At 31.3% G+C, this 16,851-nt stretch carries 14 protein-coding genes; 7 read left to right on the top strand and 7 right to left on the bottom strand.

What is annotated here, in order from left to right; genetic code table 11:
- Positions 1 to 135: 135 nt before the first annotated feature.
- The 4 genes from pepF to ACREWB_RS06990 all read right to left on the bottom strand — a co-directional run bounded on the left by pepF (position 136) and on the right by ACREWB_RS06990 (position 4,926).
- A complete protein-coding gene (gene pepF / locus ACREWB_RS07005) occupies positions 136 to 1,935 on the bottom strand; it encodes an oligoendopeptidase F (protein ID WP_431546747.1) in 1,800 nt (599 codons plus the stop codon).
- A gap of 17 nt (positions 1,936 to 1,952) precedes the next feature.
- A complete protein-coding gene (locus ACREWB_RS07000; RefSeq protein WP_431546746.1) occupies positions 1,953 to 2,411 on the bottom strand; it encodes a hypothetical protein in 459 nt (152 codons plus the stop codon).
- Between the two features lie 192 nt (positions 2,412 to 2,603).
- Positions 2,604 to 3,440, bottom strand: a complete 837-nt coding sequence (locus ACREWB_RS06995) for a YjjW family glycine radical enzyme activase (RefSeq protein ID WP_431546745.1) — start codon at positions 3,438 to 3,440, stop codon at positions 2,604 to 2,606.
- Positions 3,433 to 4,926, bottom strand: coding sequence for a YjjI family glycine radical enzyme (locus ACREWB_RS06990; protein WP_431546744.1), 1,494 nt, complete (start codon positions 4,924 to 4,926; stop codon positions 3,433 to 3,435). Before ACREWB_RS06990 ends, ACREWB_RS06995 begins: the two co-directional genes overlap by 8 nt.
- A gap of 289 nt (positions 4,927 to 5,215) precedes the next feature.
- Between ACREWB_RS06990 and ACREWB_RS06985 the strand changes: the two genes are divergently transcribed.
- The 7 genes from ACREWB_RS06985 to ACREWB_RS06955 all read left to right on the top strand — a co-directional run bounded on the left by ACREWB_RS06985 (position 5,216) and on the right by ACREWB_RS06955 (position 12,599).
- On the top strand, positions 5,216 to 5,542 hold the full coding sequence (locus ACREWB_RS06985; protein ID WP_431546743.1) for a PadR family transcriptional regulator: 327 nt from the start codon (positions 5,216 to 5,218) through the stop codon (positions 5,540 to 5,542).
- Complete coding sequence (locus tag ACREWB_RS06980; RefSeq protein WP_431546742.1) at positions 5,535 to 6,551, top strand: DUF2812 domain-containing protein; 1,017 nt, start codon at positions 5,535 to 5,537, stop codon at positions 6,549 to 6,551. Before ACREWB_RS06985 ends, ACREWB_RS06980 begins: the two co-directional genes overlap by 8 nt.
- 150 nt (positions 6,552 to 6,701) lie before the next feature.
- The gene (locus tag ACREWB_RS06975; RefSeq protein WP_431546741.1) at positions 6,702 to 7,064 is read left to right on the top strand and encodes an HsmA family protein; all 363 of its coding nucleotides are present in this window, start codon (positions 6,702 to 6,704) and stop codon (positions 7,062 to 7,064) included.
- Between the two features lie 91 nt (positions 7,065 to 7,155).
- Positions 7,156 to 8,187 carry a hypothetical protein gene (locus ACREWB_RS06970; RefSeq protein WP_431546740.1) on the top strand — a complete coding sequence of 344 codons (1,032 nt, stop codon included), beginning with the start codon at positions 7,156 to 7,158 and terminating at the stop codon, positions 8,185 to 8,187.
- A gap of 222 nt (positions 8,188 to 8,409) precedes the next feature.
- Positions 8,410 to 8,889: an NADH-quinone oxidoreductase subunit NuoE family protein gene (locus tag ACREWB_RS06965; protein ID WP_431546739.1), complete on the top strand. Its 480-nt coding sequence runs from the start codon at positions 8,410 to 8,412 to the stop codon at positions 8,887 to 8,889.
- 23 nt (positions 8,890 to 8,912) lie between these two features.
- On the top strand, positions 8,913 to 10,808 hold the full coding sequence (locus ACREWB_RS06960) for an NADH-ubiquinone oxidoreductase-F iron-sulfur binding region domain-containing protein (protein WP_431546738.1): 1,896 nt from the start codon (positions 8,913 to 8,915) through the stop codon (positions 10,806 to 10,808).
- Between the two features lie 21 nt (positions 10,809 to 10,829).
- Complete coding sequence (locus ACREWB_RS06955) at positions 10,830 to 12,599, top strand: NADH-dependent [FeFe] hydrogenase, group A6 (protein ID WP_431546737.1); 1,770 nt, start codon at positions 10,830 to 10,832, stop codon at positions 12,597 to 12,599.
- Between the two features lie 54 nt (positions 12,600 to 12,653).
- On the opposite strand, the gene ACREWB_RS06950 is transcribed toward ACREWB_RS06955, so the two are convergent.
- The 3 genes from ACREWB_RS06950 to ACREWB_RS06940 form a co-directional block, all read right to left on the bottom strand.
- Positions 12,654 to 13,586 (bottom strand): alpha/beta hydrolase, encoded by a 933-nt coding sequence (locus ACREWB_RS06950; RefSeq protein WP_431546736.1) that lies wholly within the window; start codon positions 13,584 to 13,586, stop codon positions 12,654 to 12,656.
- 312 nt (positions 13,587 to 13,898) lie between these two features.
- Positions 13,899 to 14,261: a hypothetical protein gene (locus ACREWB_RS06945; RefSeq protein WP_431546735.1), complete on the bottom strand. Its 363-nt coding sequence runs from the start codon at positions 14,259 to 14,261 to the stop codon at positions 13,899 to 13,901.
- 101 nt (positions 14,262 to 14,362) lie between these two features.
- Positions 14,363 to 16,729 (bottom strand): YcdB/YcdC domain-containing protein, encoded by a 2,367-nt coding sequence (locus ACREWB_RS06940; protein ID WP_431546734.1) that lies wholly within the window; start codon positions 16,727 to 16,729, stop codon positions 14,363 to 14,365.
- Positions 16,730 to 16,851: the final 122 nt, after the last annotated feature.

The raw sequence follows: 16,851 nt of genomic DNA, 5'->3' as shown, positions 1-16,851 counted from the left end.
ATTAATCATTTATTTTTGTTTTATTTTATACCTTTGTTACACAGTACATAGTATTCAGAATTAATGCGAATATCACACAAAATACCAATTTTCGAACTCATATTGCAAGTCATCCAGGCGGAATTTCATATCTTCTTAAATTTCTTTTTCTAGCATCTCCAATAATTCATCGAACCTTCTTATAGTATCCTCTAAAGGTTTTGGCGTAGACATATCTACCCCTGCCTTTTTAAGTAAATTTATTGGATAGTCACTTCCACCACTTTTTAGGAATCCCTTATATCTTTCTACAGCAGTTTCCCCTTCGCAAACAATCATTTTACTGAAAGAATTAGCTGCTGCAAACCCCGTAGTATATTGATACACATAAAAATCGTTATAAAAATGCGGTATCCTAGACCATTCCATATCTATACCATCATCTACCACCATTTCTGGCCCAAAATATTTAACATTTAAATCATGATATATTTTACATAAATCCTCTGGTGATAATGGATTACCCTGTTCAATATTTTCATGAGTTACTTTTTCAAATTCTGCAAACATACATTGTCTAAACACTGTAGTCCTTATTCCCTCTAATTGTTGATTTATTAAAAACAGCCTTTTTTTCTTATCCGTCTCGTTTTTAATTAAATAATCTATTAATAGGCATTCATTAGTTATGGATGCTACTTCTGCACAAAATAATTCATAATGTGAATATATATAAGGTTGATTCTTCTTTGAATAATAAGAATGAATAGAATGCCCCATTTCGTGAGCAAGAGTAGATACATCATTCAACTTATAATTATAATTTAAGAGTACATATGGCATGCTATCATAACATCCCCAGGAATAAGCCCCCGTGCGTTTACCCTTATTCTCAAATACGTCTACCCAACCTTCACTAATTCCTTCTTTGAATATATCTAAATATTCTTTTCCTAGTGGACTTATACCCTCTAATACAATTTTAACACCATCGGCATACTCAATATGATCTTCCCCCGCATCAACCATTGGAACATATAGATCATACATGTGCATTTCATCAAGGCCCAACAGCTTCTTTTTAAGGCTTATATATTTATGAAGGGATGATAAATTGTTATTTATAGTATCCACAACATTACTATAAACCTCCAGTGGAATATTATTGGGTTTAAGTGAGCTTTCCAATGCGCAGGAATAATTTCTTGTTTTTGCATTAAATATAAAGTTCTTAATTGAAGATGTTAAGGAAGTTGTTAAAGTATTTCTAAACCCATTATAAGTCTTAAATAATGCTTCAAAAGCATCTTTTCTTACTCTTCTATCCTTTGATTTTATAAAACTGCTATAATTTCCTTCTGTTAATTCAATCTCATTACCACTTTCATCCACTATACTTGGAAATGTCATATCTGCATTTGTAAGCATTCCAAATATATTTCCTGGTGCATTTAAACAATCGCTAACGGAAGCTAAAAGTTTTTCTTCTTTTGCACTTAATATATGAGGCTTTTGATCTAAAATATCTCTTAAATAGAATTCATATAGCTTAAGTGCTGGAAGTCTTTTAATAGACTCATCTACAGCTCCATCTTTTAATGATAATAATTCAGGAACGAAAAATGATGTGACACTTGAAACTTCTGCGCCGTAAGCATCAATCTTATTTTTAAGCACTTGGAACTCTGCCTTAGCTGTATCCTCGTCCCCTCTTAAATGAGCATATACTAGCAGTTTATCTAAAAGCATTTCAATTTCTACATTGCTTTCTAAAAATAATAATAAGTCTTCAGCCATTCCAAGTTTTCCTGAAAAACTTTCCATTTTGGGAGCTTTGAGTTTTAATATTTTAAAATCCTCTTCCCATGCTGCAGAATTTGTATACATCTTATCAACTTTCCACTTAAACATACTTTGTATTTCATTTCTAGTCTTAAGCTTTTTTACTTCATTCATTAAAATACCTTCTTTCTTTATAAATTTATTTCACTAAATCTCTTATTTATTCCTTTATAACATTTTAAAATTAAATTTGCTGGAAACAAATGCTGCTCAAACAAAATAATCAATGATAAACCAGCCTGAATTAATCCGATTGTAAAAAATAAACTGTGTAAGAAGACAATCGTACTAAGCATTATGCATTGTACTATAATCCAAATGACTAAAGCAAAGCTAAAAACGCTACTTATATACCCTTGAAATTTTGAATTGAAATGAAACATATAAGCACTAATAACATTCCCAAGACCAATTATAGTAAATAAGATAATTCCAGGTATGAGAAAATTACTAAATGGTGAATTTTTTAAAATCTCAATTGGTACTCCAAGCGGCTGATCAGGATTAGTAATGGCTGCTAGGCCTCCCATCATCCCACCTATTCCTACAAATATATGTAGACCAAATAATAATCGATATACTCTCTTCATCCCTACCTCCCTATTTTAATAAATCAAACCATAAAATAAACATATGCTTTGTTAAAGTTATAGTATTCCCAGTATTTTTAAATAAATTATGAATTTTAAAATAACATATTATAACTATATTATCATATAATTTACAGTAAATCTATAGACTAAAAAAACTCACAATATTGTGAGTTTTTTTAGTTTATATATTCATACTACAACTACATTTTTACAACCATTATTCTCCGCTATCCTGGCCAGTTTCTTCATAGTTTCATCCACAGGCGTGTAACTATTTATTTTATCAGTTCGTACACCAATATGCCTATATTTTATGAGTTTATATCTTATATTGGGATTTAAGCTCACCAGAAGTTTACTAATTTCATCTACATTATTATAGTTATCGAGAACTTCTGGCACAATAACCGTTCTAATTTCATAAATTTTATTTATCTCAGCTAAATATTTTACATTTTCTATAACAGTAGCATTTCCCATGCCCGTAAGTTTCATGTGCTCGTCGTTATCATAAGATTTTATATCTACCATTGCCATATCCATAACATCCACTAGTTCCTTATGTTCCCATAAGGGCACCGACCCATTAGTATCTATAAAACATGTTAAACCCATCTTTTTAACTTCTCTAAATAAATCTGTTAAAAACTCACTTTGTAGGGTGCACTCTCCACCTGAAACTGTAATTCCAGATATGAAAGAACTATTCTTGTTTATTTCCCCGATAACTTCATCTACAGTCACATTAAGTGCTTTAGGTGAACTGTTTCTCTTGCAAATCTTTAAACATTCATCACATTTACTACAAGCCTTAGGGTCCCACACAACATTATTAGCTTTAATTTTAAGAGCATTGTAATGGCAAGCACTTAAACATTCACCGCAATTATTACAGACATTTATAGTCTCTGGGTTATGACAATAAGAGCAGTTGAAATTACAACCTTGCAAAAATATAGCTGTCCTATTTCCTGGCCCGTCCACAGAGCTAAAAGGTATAATTCGATTTACTAATCCCTTAATCATTTTTTCTTATCTTTCGATCTAGTACCCTTTGGTTTTGCGCTGCTCCAAGTCCTAGTGCTACTGTATCTTGTAATACCTGCTTTCCCTTTTGTAATTTTTCCATCTCTGATCTTTTAACAAGATATCCAGTAATTCTTATTACGTCACAATCAGTAGAATATGCTGAAAAATACCTCATTTTTTGCTTAATGGCCCCTTTAATAATATCTAACACATATTGCGGATTAGCTTTAACAGTGCTATCAAAATTAAATATATCGCCTATTCCTGAAGGGAAGAACTTATGAAATTTAGCCGCCTCTACTATATGCTGTAAAAGTTCAGGTTCATCTCCAATTGGAATTCTACATCCTGGGCTTATTCCCATATCAGAATCAATTCCAACTTGAGCGTGCAATAAATATCTCCCTCCAAATATACTACAATTAGGGTCATTATATTTATTAACCTCAGCTTCTAATTTTTCAATAATTCTATAACCTAAATTATTTGCGACCTCACCGTGTCCAAATCTATTCTCCAGTTTAGATGCATCAATAAAATGATTTACACATTCAGCTAGTCCAAACATACCAAACATGGCTGTGAAATTACCTTTACTAACTAACCCCTCTTTTGCTAGGAAATTCGTCTCGAAAAACCCGCTTTCCTCCACTATAAATCTAACTCTCTCTTTCATATAACCAACCATTTTCTCTACTGCATCCGGTAAAATAACATTTATAAGTTCATCTATATTTTCTGCCTTAATGCAAAGTCCAGCTAGATTCAATCTAGATAATGTATAACTTCCACCACCTATAGTTAGACCATTATAACAGCTTGCTATAGCATAATCTCCATCAAACTCTTCAGTAAACATTTCATGATTGGCAAAACTTGGTTTTGCAGTTATTAAAGCAGTATTAATTGCATCAATAGCAAAATCATCTGGTGTAGATGTACTATATTTCATAGTTAGGTTGGGAATTGCATTTTGAAGCTCCCTTTCCGCTCTTAATATTAGTCTTCCAGCCTTACTATCTTTTGGGCCTATATTGGCATGGCAAAAGGAATCTGTTATAGTTCTATCTATATGTGTTAAAAATAATTTTATGGCATGGAAAGCCTCTTTTTCATCTATTACAAATGGTTCTAAAAGACTATCTATATTTCCTATATAGACTGGGAATGAAGTAATTGACGGTACATGTCTGTATAATATTAATAAACTATTTGTAGCCTCCCAAATATCCATCGGCGCCGTAAGTCCTAAAAATTCACTTCCGTTTTTCATAAACTTCTCGTAATCAGGTACTATATACCTAGGCCTATATGGAGCATGACCTTCAAATAAATCACAGATTATTCCCTCGTCACGAAGTTTTTGAGTCTCCTTACTAATGTCTAGAACGTCTATACTGTCTTCTGCAACTCTTGCAAGAGTAAGTACCTTTTGCTCATAAGTCAAGGTCCCATTTTTAATAATTTCTAAAATGTTGTTCATTATAACACCATCCATTTAAATTATTTTAACCTCATTTTCAAATGGGTTGTTTAACATATAAGTATGTGAATTTATTATATGCTGTTAAATATATTTTATATCGGAACTTATGTTTATGCAAATATTTTTTCTCACAATTAATATTTTTTTTTAATAAGCATAAGTAAAATAAAATCATGTAAAACATGTTTTATATTTACAATACTATTTTAATATGATATAGTCTAGCTATGATATGTCTCATCGTGACATGTCATAGCTAGACTTAAAACAAATAAGGAGTGTTTATATGGATAAGTTATTTAAAACTTTCCTACCTATGACTGAAACAGCTTATTATATTTTATTATCATTAACGGAACCTAGACATGGTTACGCAATAATACAACATGTTGATGACATTACAAATGGTAAAATTAAGTTAGGTTCAGGAACTGTTTATGGAACTCTTACAAAGTTTCAAAATAAGGGAGTAATTTCAATTTTTTCCGATGAAAAAAGGCGTACTATCTATGAAATAACTGAAATAGGAAAAAAACTTATTCTTGCGGAAATAGAGAGAATAAAAGAAATTTATGAAAATGCAATAAGATTTGAGGGGGATTTTTATGAGTAAGAGTGTTTTTAGACCATTTTGGAGTCTAGATGTTATAGAAACTGAAAATTGGTTACGTAAAATGTCAGCTAAAGGCTATTACCTAAAAAATTTTAAGGCTGTGAGTAAAGTATTTGCCTTTGAAAAAGGTGAACTAATAAAAATAACCTATAGAATCTGTCGCCATAAAAAGGGGATTAATGTTGATTCACATTCATTATTAAATAGCGGCTGGCATAGTGTTTGCTCAAAGTCAAAATGGACCATACTTGCAAATGAAACTGATGAATCTCAAATAAAAATACATCCTTCAAGAGAAAATTTACTAAATAGAAGTCGTACTATAAAATACTCTATAGGTACATTATTGACGTTGTGGTTGGTGATGTCAATTATGCCAATGCTTATGCTTACCGAGCTACTTTTTAATTTTCACAATAATTCTTACAATGTTACTTATATGCCAGGGTCTAAATTATCAATGACATTAATTTTATTAGTTCTAATATTATTAATTTACATTATGATAAAACTTAATAAATCAGATAGAAAGCTTCATATAGAAAATGGATCAGATTTAAATCTAAGCTTAACAATACCTAAAGATACAATAATAGATTATAAAACAGAAAGAAAATTACGTAAAGATAGAAAAGCTATCAAAAAAATTAAACTAGGTTGGTTTTATTCTCCTGATAAAACAGAAGAATGGCTTGAAAACATGGAACTTAAGGGTTATAACCTATATAGAATGAGCAGATTAGGTACTACTTTTTACATTATGAAGGGCGAACCAAGAAACGTTAAATATTCTTCAGATTTTCAAATCACTGTAAATGACAGCTATTTTGAAATTCATAAGTCTAACGGGTGGAAAATGTTATTTACAAGTTTTTCAAGCTTTACAAAAACTACATTATGGGGAAAAGAATATTCAGATGAAAAGCCAGCTTTATACTCTGATAATAGTCATATAATAAAGCATGCAAAAAACAATGTTTGGTGTATTGCATTTTATATATTCCCATAATAATAATGTATTTATTCATACTCGGGAAAATATATTTAGTTTCCAATTTATTCTATAAAGTGTAATAATAGTAGTGTAGTAACTTTACTATAGTATAAAGTTAATTTATATGTTCATTACCATTATCTCATTTTTTAGGAGGAATAAAAAATGTTAGTTTTTTCAGTGATTTTAATAAATTTAGCATTTATTATTTATACGATTTCTATTTTAAATGAATTTAAACAAAAAACTTTGCTGCGTTGGCATACCATTATGTTTTGTATAGGCTTCATTTTTGATTTGGCTAGTACTATTATAATGTATAATCTTTCTGGAAGTAAGAATACAATTAATTTACATGGTATATTGGGATATATTGCATTAGTTCTTATGCTAATTAATGCCATTTGCTCTATAATTATATTAAATAAAAAAAACAAAAACTTGTTAAGTCAATTCTACAAATATAGCTCGTTTGCATGGATTATATGGGTCATTTCTTTTATTTTAGGTATGGTTAACCATATGTAAACCTATATAAGTTACATATAGAACCTCTTCTTTTCCATTATTATTTTGCTATATTTAAAATACTATTTATATTTGATAAAGGAGATAAACTATGCTTTTAAAAGATTTAAAACAAAATATGCTTTTACCTATCAAAGAAATTTTCTTGAATAAAGCTGTAAAAATCAGGGGCATTGACGTCCAGCTAATTTCTATAACTTCTGAAGAACACAGGAATGTATTATGGGCAATGTATCAATTGCCTTGCGCAACTTATGAAGGAATAGATTTAGAAGAAAAAACAGATTACACCTCCAACCGTGATGAAATGATTAATAATATTAGTAAAGAAATAAATTCTCCGCCAAATATCTATATATCTGAAATAATGATTCAAAATCATAAGCTGACATTTATATCTTCAAGCGCAAGTCCTATGTGTGATATAGATTATAAAGGGTATATGCAACTACAGCATTTTATCGATAATGGAATGGTTACAACAAATTGGGATGAAATTAATTTAGCTAATATAGTTATAGCAACTTATGTGCAAAATGAAAGCGAAAAGTTTCCTACAATAGATTTGTCAAAAAAATTAGATATTACTTTAAAAATTAGTACAGAGTGTAAGCAGGTTCTAATAAATCAGCCAATACGCTTAAATTTCGGTGAAATAGAAAAAGGTACTAAATTTCATTTCTACGACTCTATAGAAAAGAAAAACCACATTTATTATATTGATAAAATAGAGCATTATGATATCTGGGAAGATGCAAATCGTATTTTTAAGCATGAGCGTATGCCAAATTTTCCAAAAGAACAGATTGCTCAAATGAAAGAGGACTATCTAAATAATCTGGGTGAAATTTGTCCAAAAGGAATGAACTTAGCCATGCTTGAATATGAAAGCGAGAATAATGTGCAACTCAACTTTTATTCCAAAGAATACTTGGATGAAAGACCAATACGTAAAGATTCTTCATTCGGTATGTGTTTTACATCGGACAAAAAACTTGGAACTAATGGATTTGAAAGTCGAACAGACATGATTAAACCAGTAGAAAAAGATTTTAATGGTAGCATTGATGTTGAATTGTTCTCATGGTTCATGCAAATACCGGAAGAACTAATAACCATTTAAATGATAAGCCCGTTTTTCTCTCCATACATCCTAAATACTATTTAGAATTTCTTCTTTTGTAAATATAAAATTCTCGTAAGCCTCACAGAAAGTGAGGCTTTAATTATTTTCATTAGGATATTTTCTTACATATTGGAAATACTAGTAATTGGTGTTTACCTAATATTTTCTTGAGATTAATAATTATTGTATACCCTGTAAAATAGAAAGGAGACTTATATAGTGTGCTCAGAAAACTTGTCTAATGAAAAATTTATAAAGTTAGAAGATTTTATAGAAACTGTACCTAATGACCGTAGCTCTCTAATTGAAGTCTTACATAAGGCGCAACAAATATTTGGCTACCTGCCTGATGAAGTTCAGGATTTTGTTGGAGAAAAATTGCATGTACCTACTGCTTCAGTATATGGAGTTGTAACTTTTTACTCATACTTCACTACGGTTCCTAGAGGTAAATATGTTATAAATGTATGCACTGGAACCGCTTGCTTTGTGCGAGGAGCAGCAGATATACTAGGTGAATTTGAAAGAAGGCTCAAAATATCTGCTGGAGAAACTACACCGGATAAAAAATATACTATCGAAACTCTTAGATGCATCGGTGCCTGCGGACTTGCTCCAGTGGTGACTGTTAACGGTAAAGTTTATGGTCATTTTAAAACCAATGATGTAATTAAAATTTTAGAAGAGTACTCAGATTAAAAATAAGTGAGGAGGATTTAACCTTGAATAAAATAAATTCTTTTAAGGAACTTGCAAAAGCTCATGAGGATTTCACTAAACTATTAGGCCTTAGAAAATTTTCTCATAAAGAGGAATTAAGTGTGGAACACACTAGATGTAACCGTGATATATTAGTCTGCAGTGGAACCGGTTGCCAGTCTTCTGATAGTGCACTTATTATTGATAACTTGAATACAAAAATTAAAGAAGCAGGCCTGGGCCAAGAAGTAAAAGTACATATAACCGGTTGTTTTGGTTTTTGCGAAAAAGGTCCTATTGTTAAAATAGACCCTGATAATGTGTTTTATATTCAAGTAAAACCTGAGGATACAGAGGATATAGTACAACAACATTTACTTAAAGGTAACGTAATCGAAAGGTTATTATACGAAGAACCAACTCTAAAGCAAAAGGTTAAAAGGCAAGATGAAATGTCCTTTTATAAAAAACAACACAGAATTGCACTTAGAAATTGCGGTCTTATTAATCCTGAAGATATAAGAGAATCAATTGCTGAACAAGGTTACATGGCGCTTGGTAAAGTGATTACTTCCATGTCCCAAGATGATATTATTGGTCTAATTTCTGATTCTGGGCTTCGTGGACGTGGAGGCGGTGGTTTCCCTACAGGTAAAAAGTGGTCTTTTGCTAAGAGCTATAAAGCAGATCAAAAGTATATTATATGTAATGCAGATGAAGGAGATCCTGGTGCTTTTATGGATCGTTCCATACTAGAAGGTGATCCTCACAGCGTACTAGAAGCCATGGCTATCGCTGGATACTCTATAGGTGCCTCTATTGGTTACATATACATAAGAGCTGAATATCCCTTAGCCATTGATAGACTTAAAATAGCTATTAATCAGGCCCGCTCGTATGGTCTTTTGGGTAACAATATTTTAGGAACTAACTTTAACTTCGATGTGTACTTAAAATATGGTGCAGGTGCCTTTGTTTGTGGAGAAGAAACTGCTCTTATTCAGTCTATTGAAGGATATCGTGGCGAACCAACTAACAAGCCTCCCTTCCCAGCTCAGAGTGGTCTTTGGGATAAACCAACCTCCGTTAACAATGTAGAAACCTTCGCCCTAATACCTGCAATTATAAATAATGGCGCAAAGTGGTTTAGCTCTATAGGAACAAAAACTTCTAAAGGAACTAAAGTTTTCGCTCTTGCAGGAAAAATAAATAATGTGGGACTCGTCGAAGTTCCAATGGGAACTACACTCCGTGAAATCATATATGATATTGGTGGAGGTATTAAAAATGGACGTAAATTCAAGGCAGTTCAGACTGGCGGACCTTCTGGCGGATGCATTCCTGCCTCACTTTTAGATACGCCCATAGACTACGAATCCCTAAATTCCATAGGATCCATGATGGGCTCCGGTGGAATGATTGTAATGGACGAAGATAATTGCATGGTGGATATTGCAAAATTCTATCTTCAATTTACTTTAGAAGAGTCCTGTGGTAAATGTACTCCTTGTAGAATAGGAAATACTAGACTGTACGAAATAGCCGAAAAAATAACAAAAGGTACTGCTACACAAAGAGATATATCTAATATACGGGAACTTGGTAAAATTATAAAAGATACTTCCCTTTGTGGTCTTGGCCAAACATCTCCAAATCCCATTCTAAGTAATTTAAAGTATTTTGAAGAGGAATTTAATGCTCACGTAAAAGATCATCACTGCCCTGCTGGAGTATGTAAAGACTTGTTAATGTATGACATTACAGATAAATGTATAGGTTGTACCCGATGTGCTAAAATTTGCCCCGTTACCTGTATAAGTGGAAAAGTTAAAGAGCTACATATTATTGACCAGAATAGATGTATTAAATGTGGTTCATGTTATGAAGTATGCCCTGTAAATGCCATAATACGAAAGTAATACAAAAGAGAGGTGATAAATTTGAACTCAGTAACTTTAACTATAAATGGTATAGAAACTAAAGCAGCAGAGGGTACTACTATACTAACTGCTGCAGAAAGCCTTAATATTCATATACCAACACTATGTCACTTTAAGCTTCATGATGACAGAACTATAAATGACCCTGGCTCTTGCAGAGTATGCGTTGTAGAGGTGGAAGGACGTAGGAATTTAGCTCCTGCATGTTCCACTCCTGTAACTAATGGAATGGTTGTAATAACAAATTCTATTAGGGCTATAAAATCACGTAGAGCAATAGTTGAGCTCCTTCTATCTAATCATCCTAAAGAATGTTTATTATGCGAGAAAAATCTTCAGTGTGAGCTTCAATCGCTTGCTGCAGAGCTTGACATTCGAGAAATTAAATACGAAGGTAAAATGTCCCATTATGATGTAGACAACTCAAGTTATTCTATTATTAGAAACTTAAACAAATGTGTTTTGTGCCGGCGTTGTGAAACTATGTGTAATGAAGTTCAAACCTGTAATGTACTGTCTGGAATTAACAGAGGTTTTATAACCAATGTAGCCCCTGCTTTTAACGCACCCTTAGCTGAAACCAACTGTACTTTCTGTGGCCAGTGTGTTGCTGTATGCCCAACTGCAGCATTAACAGAAGTACATTTCATGAACGATGTATGGGACGCTATAGCCGACCCTGATAAAATTGTGGTAGTACAAACTGCACCGGCCATAAGAGCTGCTCTTGGAGAATCCTTTGGTTTAGAACCTGGCACTCTAGTTACTGGTAAAATGGTATCTGCCTTGCGTGCTCTAGGTTTTGATTATGTTTTTGATACAGACTTTGCAGCTGACTTAACTATAGTGGAAGAAGCTAGTGAACTTGTACATAGGCTAGAACATGGTGGTACACTCCCTATACTCACAAGCTGCTGCCCAGCATGGATAAATATGTTAGAACATGACTACCCTGAAATGCTAGATATTCCTTCAACTTGTAAATCGCCTCACCAAATGTTTGGAGTTATAGCCAAAACATATTTTGCAGAAAAAATGAATATTGATCCAAGAAAAATGATAGTAGTATCTGTTATGCCTTGCCTTGCAAAGAAATATGAAGCAGCTAGAGATGAGCTAAAGCATGATAATTTAAGAGATGTAGATATTGTAATATCCACTAGGGAACTGGCAAAAATGATTAAAGAGGCGGGTATTGAATTTACCTCTTTAGAAGATGGTAATTTTGATGATCCATTAGGAGAATCCACCGGAGCTGGAGTTATTTTCGGAGCTTCTGGTGGAGTTTTAGAAGCCGCTGTCCGTACTGCTTATGAGTGGATTACAGGTGAAACTGGTCCAGCGTTACAATTCCACTCGATTAGAGGACTTGAAGGTACTAAAAAAGCAACTATTAAGATAAAAGACATGAACGTAAATGTAGCAGTAACCAATGGGCTAGGTAATGCAAGAAAACTACTTGAATCCATAAAAAGTGGTGAATCTACCTATCATATAATCGAAATCATGGCATGTCCAGGTGGTTGCATTGGTGGTGGTGGGCAACCCTATATTTACGGTAATAGTGATATACTCCAAAAGAGAATAGATGCTATATATAAAGAAGATAAAAATAAAGCCATAAAAAAATCTCATGAAAACCCCTCTATTCTAAAGCTTTATAATGAATACTTAGGAGAACCTTATGGAGAAAAAGCTAAAGATTTACTCCATACTCATTATGTTAATCGTAAGTATCAAAAAATGAAAAACTATGAACCTAGGAAATAAAACATCAAATTTAAAAGAGGCGATGGCTAGGTCATCGCCTCTTTTTTTATTAAACTACATATTCACATGCAAATTAAGCCATTTTATTATATCTAAAATCACTTCTTCCTTATTAATTTCATTAAGACTCTCATGTCTTCCATCTTTATAAAGTTTATAAGTTAAATCCACGATTCCATGTTCTTTATAAGTATTATAAAGTTTTAAAACACCCTTGCCATTTTTTCCTACTGGATCTTTATCTCCAGATAAAATATATATAGGTAAATCTTTTGGAACTCTATTAATTTGCGTATTATCCGCTATACTCTTAATCCCACCTAAAAAGTCATAAAAAAAACCTGCTGTAAAAACCGTTCCACAAAATGGATCCGCTATATATTTATCCACTTCTTTGTTATCCCTAGACAACCAATCAAAAGCTGTTCTATTTGGCTTAAAAGAATTATTATAGCTCCCAAAAGATAATTTATCTAATTTGTTACTTTTGCCACTTCTTCCTATTTTTCGAATTTCTCCTTTAGCTATTAGTCTAGCTATATCTATAATAATTCCCTGCTTTCCACAAGATCCCGAAAGAATTGCACCCCTTAATTCACTTCCATATAAACATATATATCTTTGTGTTAAAAAAGATCCCATGCTATGCCCAAATAAGAGTACAGGCAAGTTAGAATTTTCTTCTTTAATTATTTTATTTAGTCCATGCATATTTTCAACCATTGAGTTAAAACCATCTTCGCCTAAGTCTCCTAGTTTTTCAATTGCACCAGCAGTCTTCCCATGTCCTCTGTGGTCATTGGCGTAAACAATAAACCCCTCATTCGTTAAGGCATTTGCAAACCCTTGATATCTTACTGCTGTTTCTGCCATCCCATGTGCTATCTGAATTATACCCTTAACTTTCACATTCTCATCCGGTAACCATTTGTATACAAATATAGTTAAATCACTCTCATCCACAAAAGTAAAGTTTTCTGCTCTCATAACCCAATCCCCCTATTTATTAATTTGTAATAATAACTTTATAGTAAACTAAAAATATCACACATATTAATTATACCTTATATTCACTATTTTTTAGTTTTATTTGCACTGTTTTTAGTTTTAGAATTAAAATACAAAAAACCACACCGTATAAATCTATTATTCATAGATTCATTAGTGTGGCTCTCATTTCTCATAGCTATATTTCATATTTACTCTCGTTATAAATTATAACACTAAAATATATATTTGCAAAGTAAATTTTTTAAATTCTAATACTACACTAAAGTATATTTTTTAACATATTATACACTATTCATCTATAATTATATAATCAGCTTCTATATATTTATCTTCATCATAGAATTTATCTGACTGCCCATAAACTTTAACACTGGTTTCTACAGCATTTTCAGCAATATATTTTACTGCATTAACAGTACCATCAATAGTTTTATCTACTAGCACCGCGGTTACTGCTGCGGTTATTTTTGTAGTTTTCCCAACCATTTTAGAGACAATTGTACTATATTTCACTGTATTTTGCGCTAATTTATTCTTACCTGAAATTTCTGCTATAGTAGATATAATACTTCCTGTTTTTTTAATACTATACTCAGCAGTATTCCCAACTATTTTCCCAGTTTCATATATTATTTCACCTAATATTGTCATAATTATCACCATACCTATGTTTATTACTCTTAGTACTTATATTATATCATATTCTCCAAAAATTATTATTAATATATGCACTACCGTTCCTTATCCTTATTCTAGTATTGTGTATTTCTTATGTTATTAAATGCATTATATACACCTACAGCTAATTGTTCTATTGTTACATTTTCTTTTGGCTTAAACTCATTATTCTCTATTTTTATAAATCCTAAAGCCTCTGCAATCGCAACATATCCTAAATTGTCCTTACTTATTTTAGTTGCATCTTTATAACTAACTTTAAACAATTTACTATGCTCAGCCAATTTACTATAGTTAGTATATTTAACTAAAGTTTTAGCTAGTTCTTCTTTAGTAACTAATTTATCTCCTATAAATTTTCCCTCTGAGTTTTCCATTATTCCATAGGATACTGCCATTTGCAGGTACTTATAGTTTACATTGGACTTTGAAATATTTGAAAATTTTAATTCTGCAGTTTTTTCTGCCATATATGGTGTATACCCTCTTACATTTACTAGCATTTTAATTAAATCGATTTGTGTAATTTTTTTGTTCAATTTAAAATCAGCAGTATCTATTAATCCTTTAGATGCTAATATACTTAACTCTCTTTCTGCCTTACTTCCTTTAATTTGTTTTTTAAACAACTCTACATTTTGATCGACACTTTCACCATTGTAATTTAATAATTTACCAGTAAGAGCATCAATATTTGTATACTCATATATTCCTTTGTTATCACTTAATTTATAAGCAAGTTTCATTTCTAATTCCGGTTTTTTTATATTAGTACTTTTATTTATTTGTGTATAGACCAGCACTGGTTTATACTTACTAAACATTAAATCACTTGCATTTTTCACGCTGATGACATTTTTAATTTCTGGGAATTTAATGGTTCTATCCCAATTACAATTTAAACTATTCATATCGCCAGTTACAGCGCTGAAACCAACATTAACACTGTTTTCATTAAATTCTATACCATTCTCTAATCTTGTAAAGTTGAAATAATGATTTCTTTCCGCCATTTTATCGTAATCACTAGAGTTATAATGAATTTGCTCTGTTTTTATTTGTTTTACTTTGTCCGGATAATATTTTGCAACTGTATCAAGTGCCTTAGCATATGCTTCATCCCAAGATAATTTAGCTTCAAATTTTTCACTACCATTATACTCTTCATTAGAATATTTATAAAAGTCTACTATTCCTCCAGTTAAAGCATCTATTGATATATTCCCACCTTCGTTGTATTTTCCTGTCTCTCCCTTATTAAAAGATGCATTCCAAGTTTTATTACTAGGACTACTAGAGCCTTCAATATTTTCTTGATATGATAACCCTTGAATTACATAGTCCTTACCATAAATCGCATCTATAAATCTTTTTATTATAGTTTCTGCTTCATCTTCTTCTATTGCCTTTTTCCTAACGGTAACCACTTTTACTTTATTATAAAAGTCTGATTTATCTTTCTTATTTAAGTCTTTTATTACACTTCCGTTACCATTATTAAAGGGGTCCATAAACTTACCATCCTTAGCATCTAACATATTCCCTTTACTGTATTCTGGAACATATAATAATTTTACCTCTCTTTTATTTTCAAAATATTTATAATTTTGTGCAAAAGCCATGTATTTCAAAGACATTTTAGCTTCTGTTTTAAAAGCTTCAACTGCTGTTTTAGAATCTACTGTTTTTTTAATATCTGGGAATTTCAAATTCGCATCCCAATTAGTATAGTAAGAAACTACCTTACCTTTTACCCCGTCAACTTCTATATTAATATAATTGCCATCAAATTCTATGCCATTAACTTTACTTACATAGTTAAAATTATAATTAGGTGGTCCGTAATACCCTGAATTATTGATATCTTTTTTAATAGATTCAATATACTTTTTAGGTTGAATTTTTTTAACAAAATTATCACTAATTTCCCCTGCTTGCTTAGCGGTTATTGTTGAAACTGTATTTTCTTCATTTGTCTTACGTTCAAAATTGTTTGCTCCAATAACTTCACCAGTTTCAGCATTTAAGGTAACACTAATGTTAATATTTTTTGATATATTATACATATCCCAATTAATATCCCAAAAGCTACTCTGAATCCCATTATAATTTGATGTGTTAAAATTACTTGTCGTATTAAATTTACTCTCATCTATTTCTGTATTAAAATAAGTTTTTATTATCCCTTTTGCAATTTTTTTTGCTTTTTCCTTTGTTATTTTAACATTCTTTTCTTCTTTACTAATTGTTGCATTGGCTACATTTGTTACATTTAGTGCATCGACTGCAATGTTTGTGTTTGGGGATGGGTTTGTGTTTACAGTTGAGATAACTTGTGATTGAGGTTGAGCATTAGTAATAGTTTTCGCAAACGTTGAAGTTATGCTAGTAAATGTTAATGTTGATGCCAATAATATTGAAAATATTTTTTTCCTATTCATAATAATTCCTGCCTTTCAATATATAATAATTATATATGTATATTACATCTTTAATTTTATTAATATTTTTATATATATATTACACTATCAAAAATTATTTATATTTTTACTTTTTTCTAGTA

This window comes from Clostridium sp. (assembly GCF_050717635.1).
Taxonomy (GTDB): Bacteria; Bacillota; Clostridia; order Clostridiales; family Clostridiaceae; genus Clostridium_AD.
Note: the sequence above shows the minus strand (reverse complement) of the source record. Positions and strands in the feature narration are given on the sequence as shown.

What these genes read in the sequence shown, in the direction of transcription:
- pepF (WP_431546747.1), bottom strand. Translation starts at nt 1,935, where the DNA reads ATGAATGAAGTAAAAAAGCTTAAGACTAGAAATGAAATACAAAGTATG.
- ACREWB_RS07000 (WP_431546746.1), bottom strand. Translation starts at nt 2,411, where the DNA reads ATGAAGAGAGTATATCGATTATTATTTGGTCTACATATATTTGTAGGA.
- ACREWB_RS06995 (WP_431546745.1), bottom strand. Translation starts at nt 3,440, where the DNA reads ATGATTAAGGGATTAGTAAATCGAATTATACCTTTTAGCTCTGTGGAC.
- ACREWB_RS06990 (WP_431546744.1), bottom strand. Translation starts at nt 4,926, where the DNA reads ATGAACAACATTTTAGAAATTATTAAAAATGGGACCTTGACTTATGAG.
- ACREWB_RS06985 (WP_431546743.1), top strand. Translation starts at nt 5,216, where the DNA reads ATGGATAAGTTATTTAAAACTTTCCTACCTATGACTGAAACAGCTTAT.
- ACREWB_RS06980 (WP_431546742.1), top strand. Translation starts at nt 5,535, where the DNA reads ATGAGTAAGAGTGTTTTTAGACCATTTTGGAGTCTAGATGTTATAGAA.
- ACREWB_RS06975 (WP_431546741.1), top strand. Translation starts at nt 6,702, where the DNA reads ATGTTAGTTTTTTCAGTGATTTTAATAAATTTAGCATTTATTATTTAT.
- ACREWB_RS06970 (WP_431546740.1), top strand. Translation starts at nt 7,156, where the DNA reads ATGCTTTTAAAAGATTTAAAACAAAATATGCTTTTACCTATCAAAGAA.
- ACREWB_RS06950 (WP_431546736.1), bottom strand. Translation starts at nt 13,586, where the DNA reads ATGAGAGCAGAAAACTTTACTTTTGTGGATGAGAGTGATTTAACTATA.
- ACREWB_RS06945 (WP_431546735.1), bottom strand. Translation starts at nt 14,261, where the DNA reads ATGACAATATTAGGTGAAATAATATATGAAACTGGGAAAATAGTTGGG.
- ACREWB_RS06940 (WP_431546734.1), bottom strand. Translation starts at nt 16,729, where the DNA reads ATGAATAGGAAAAAAATATTTTCAATATTATTGGCATCAACATTAACA.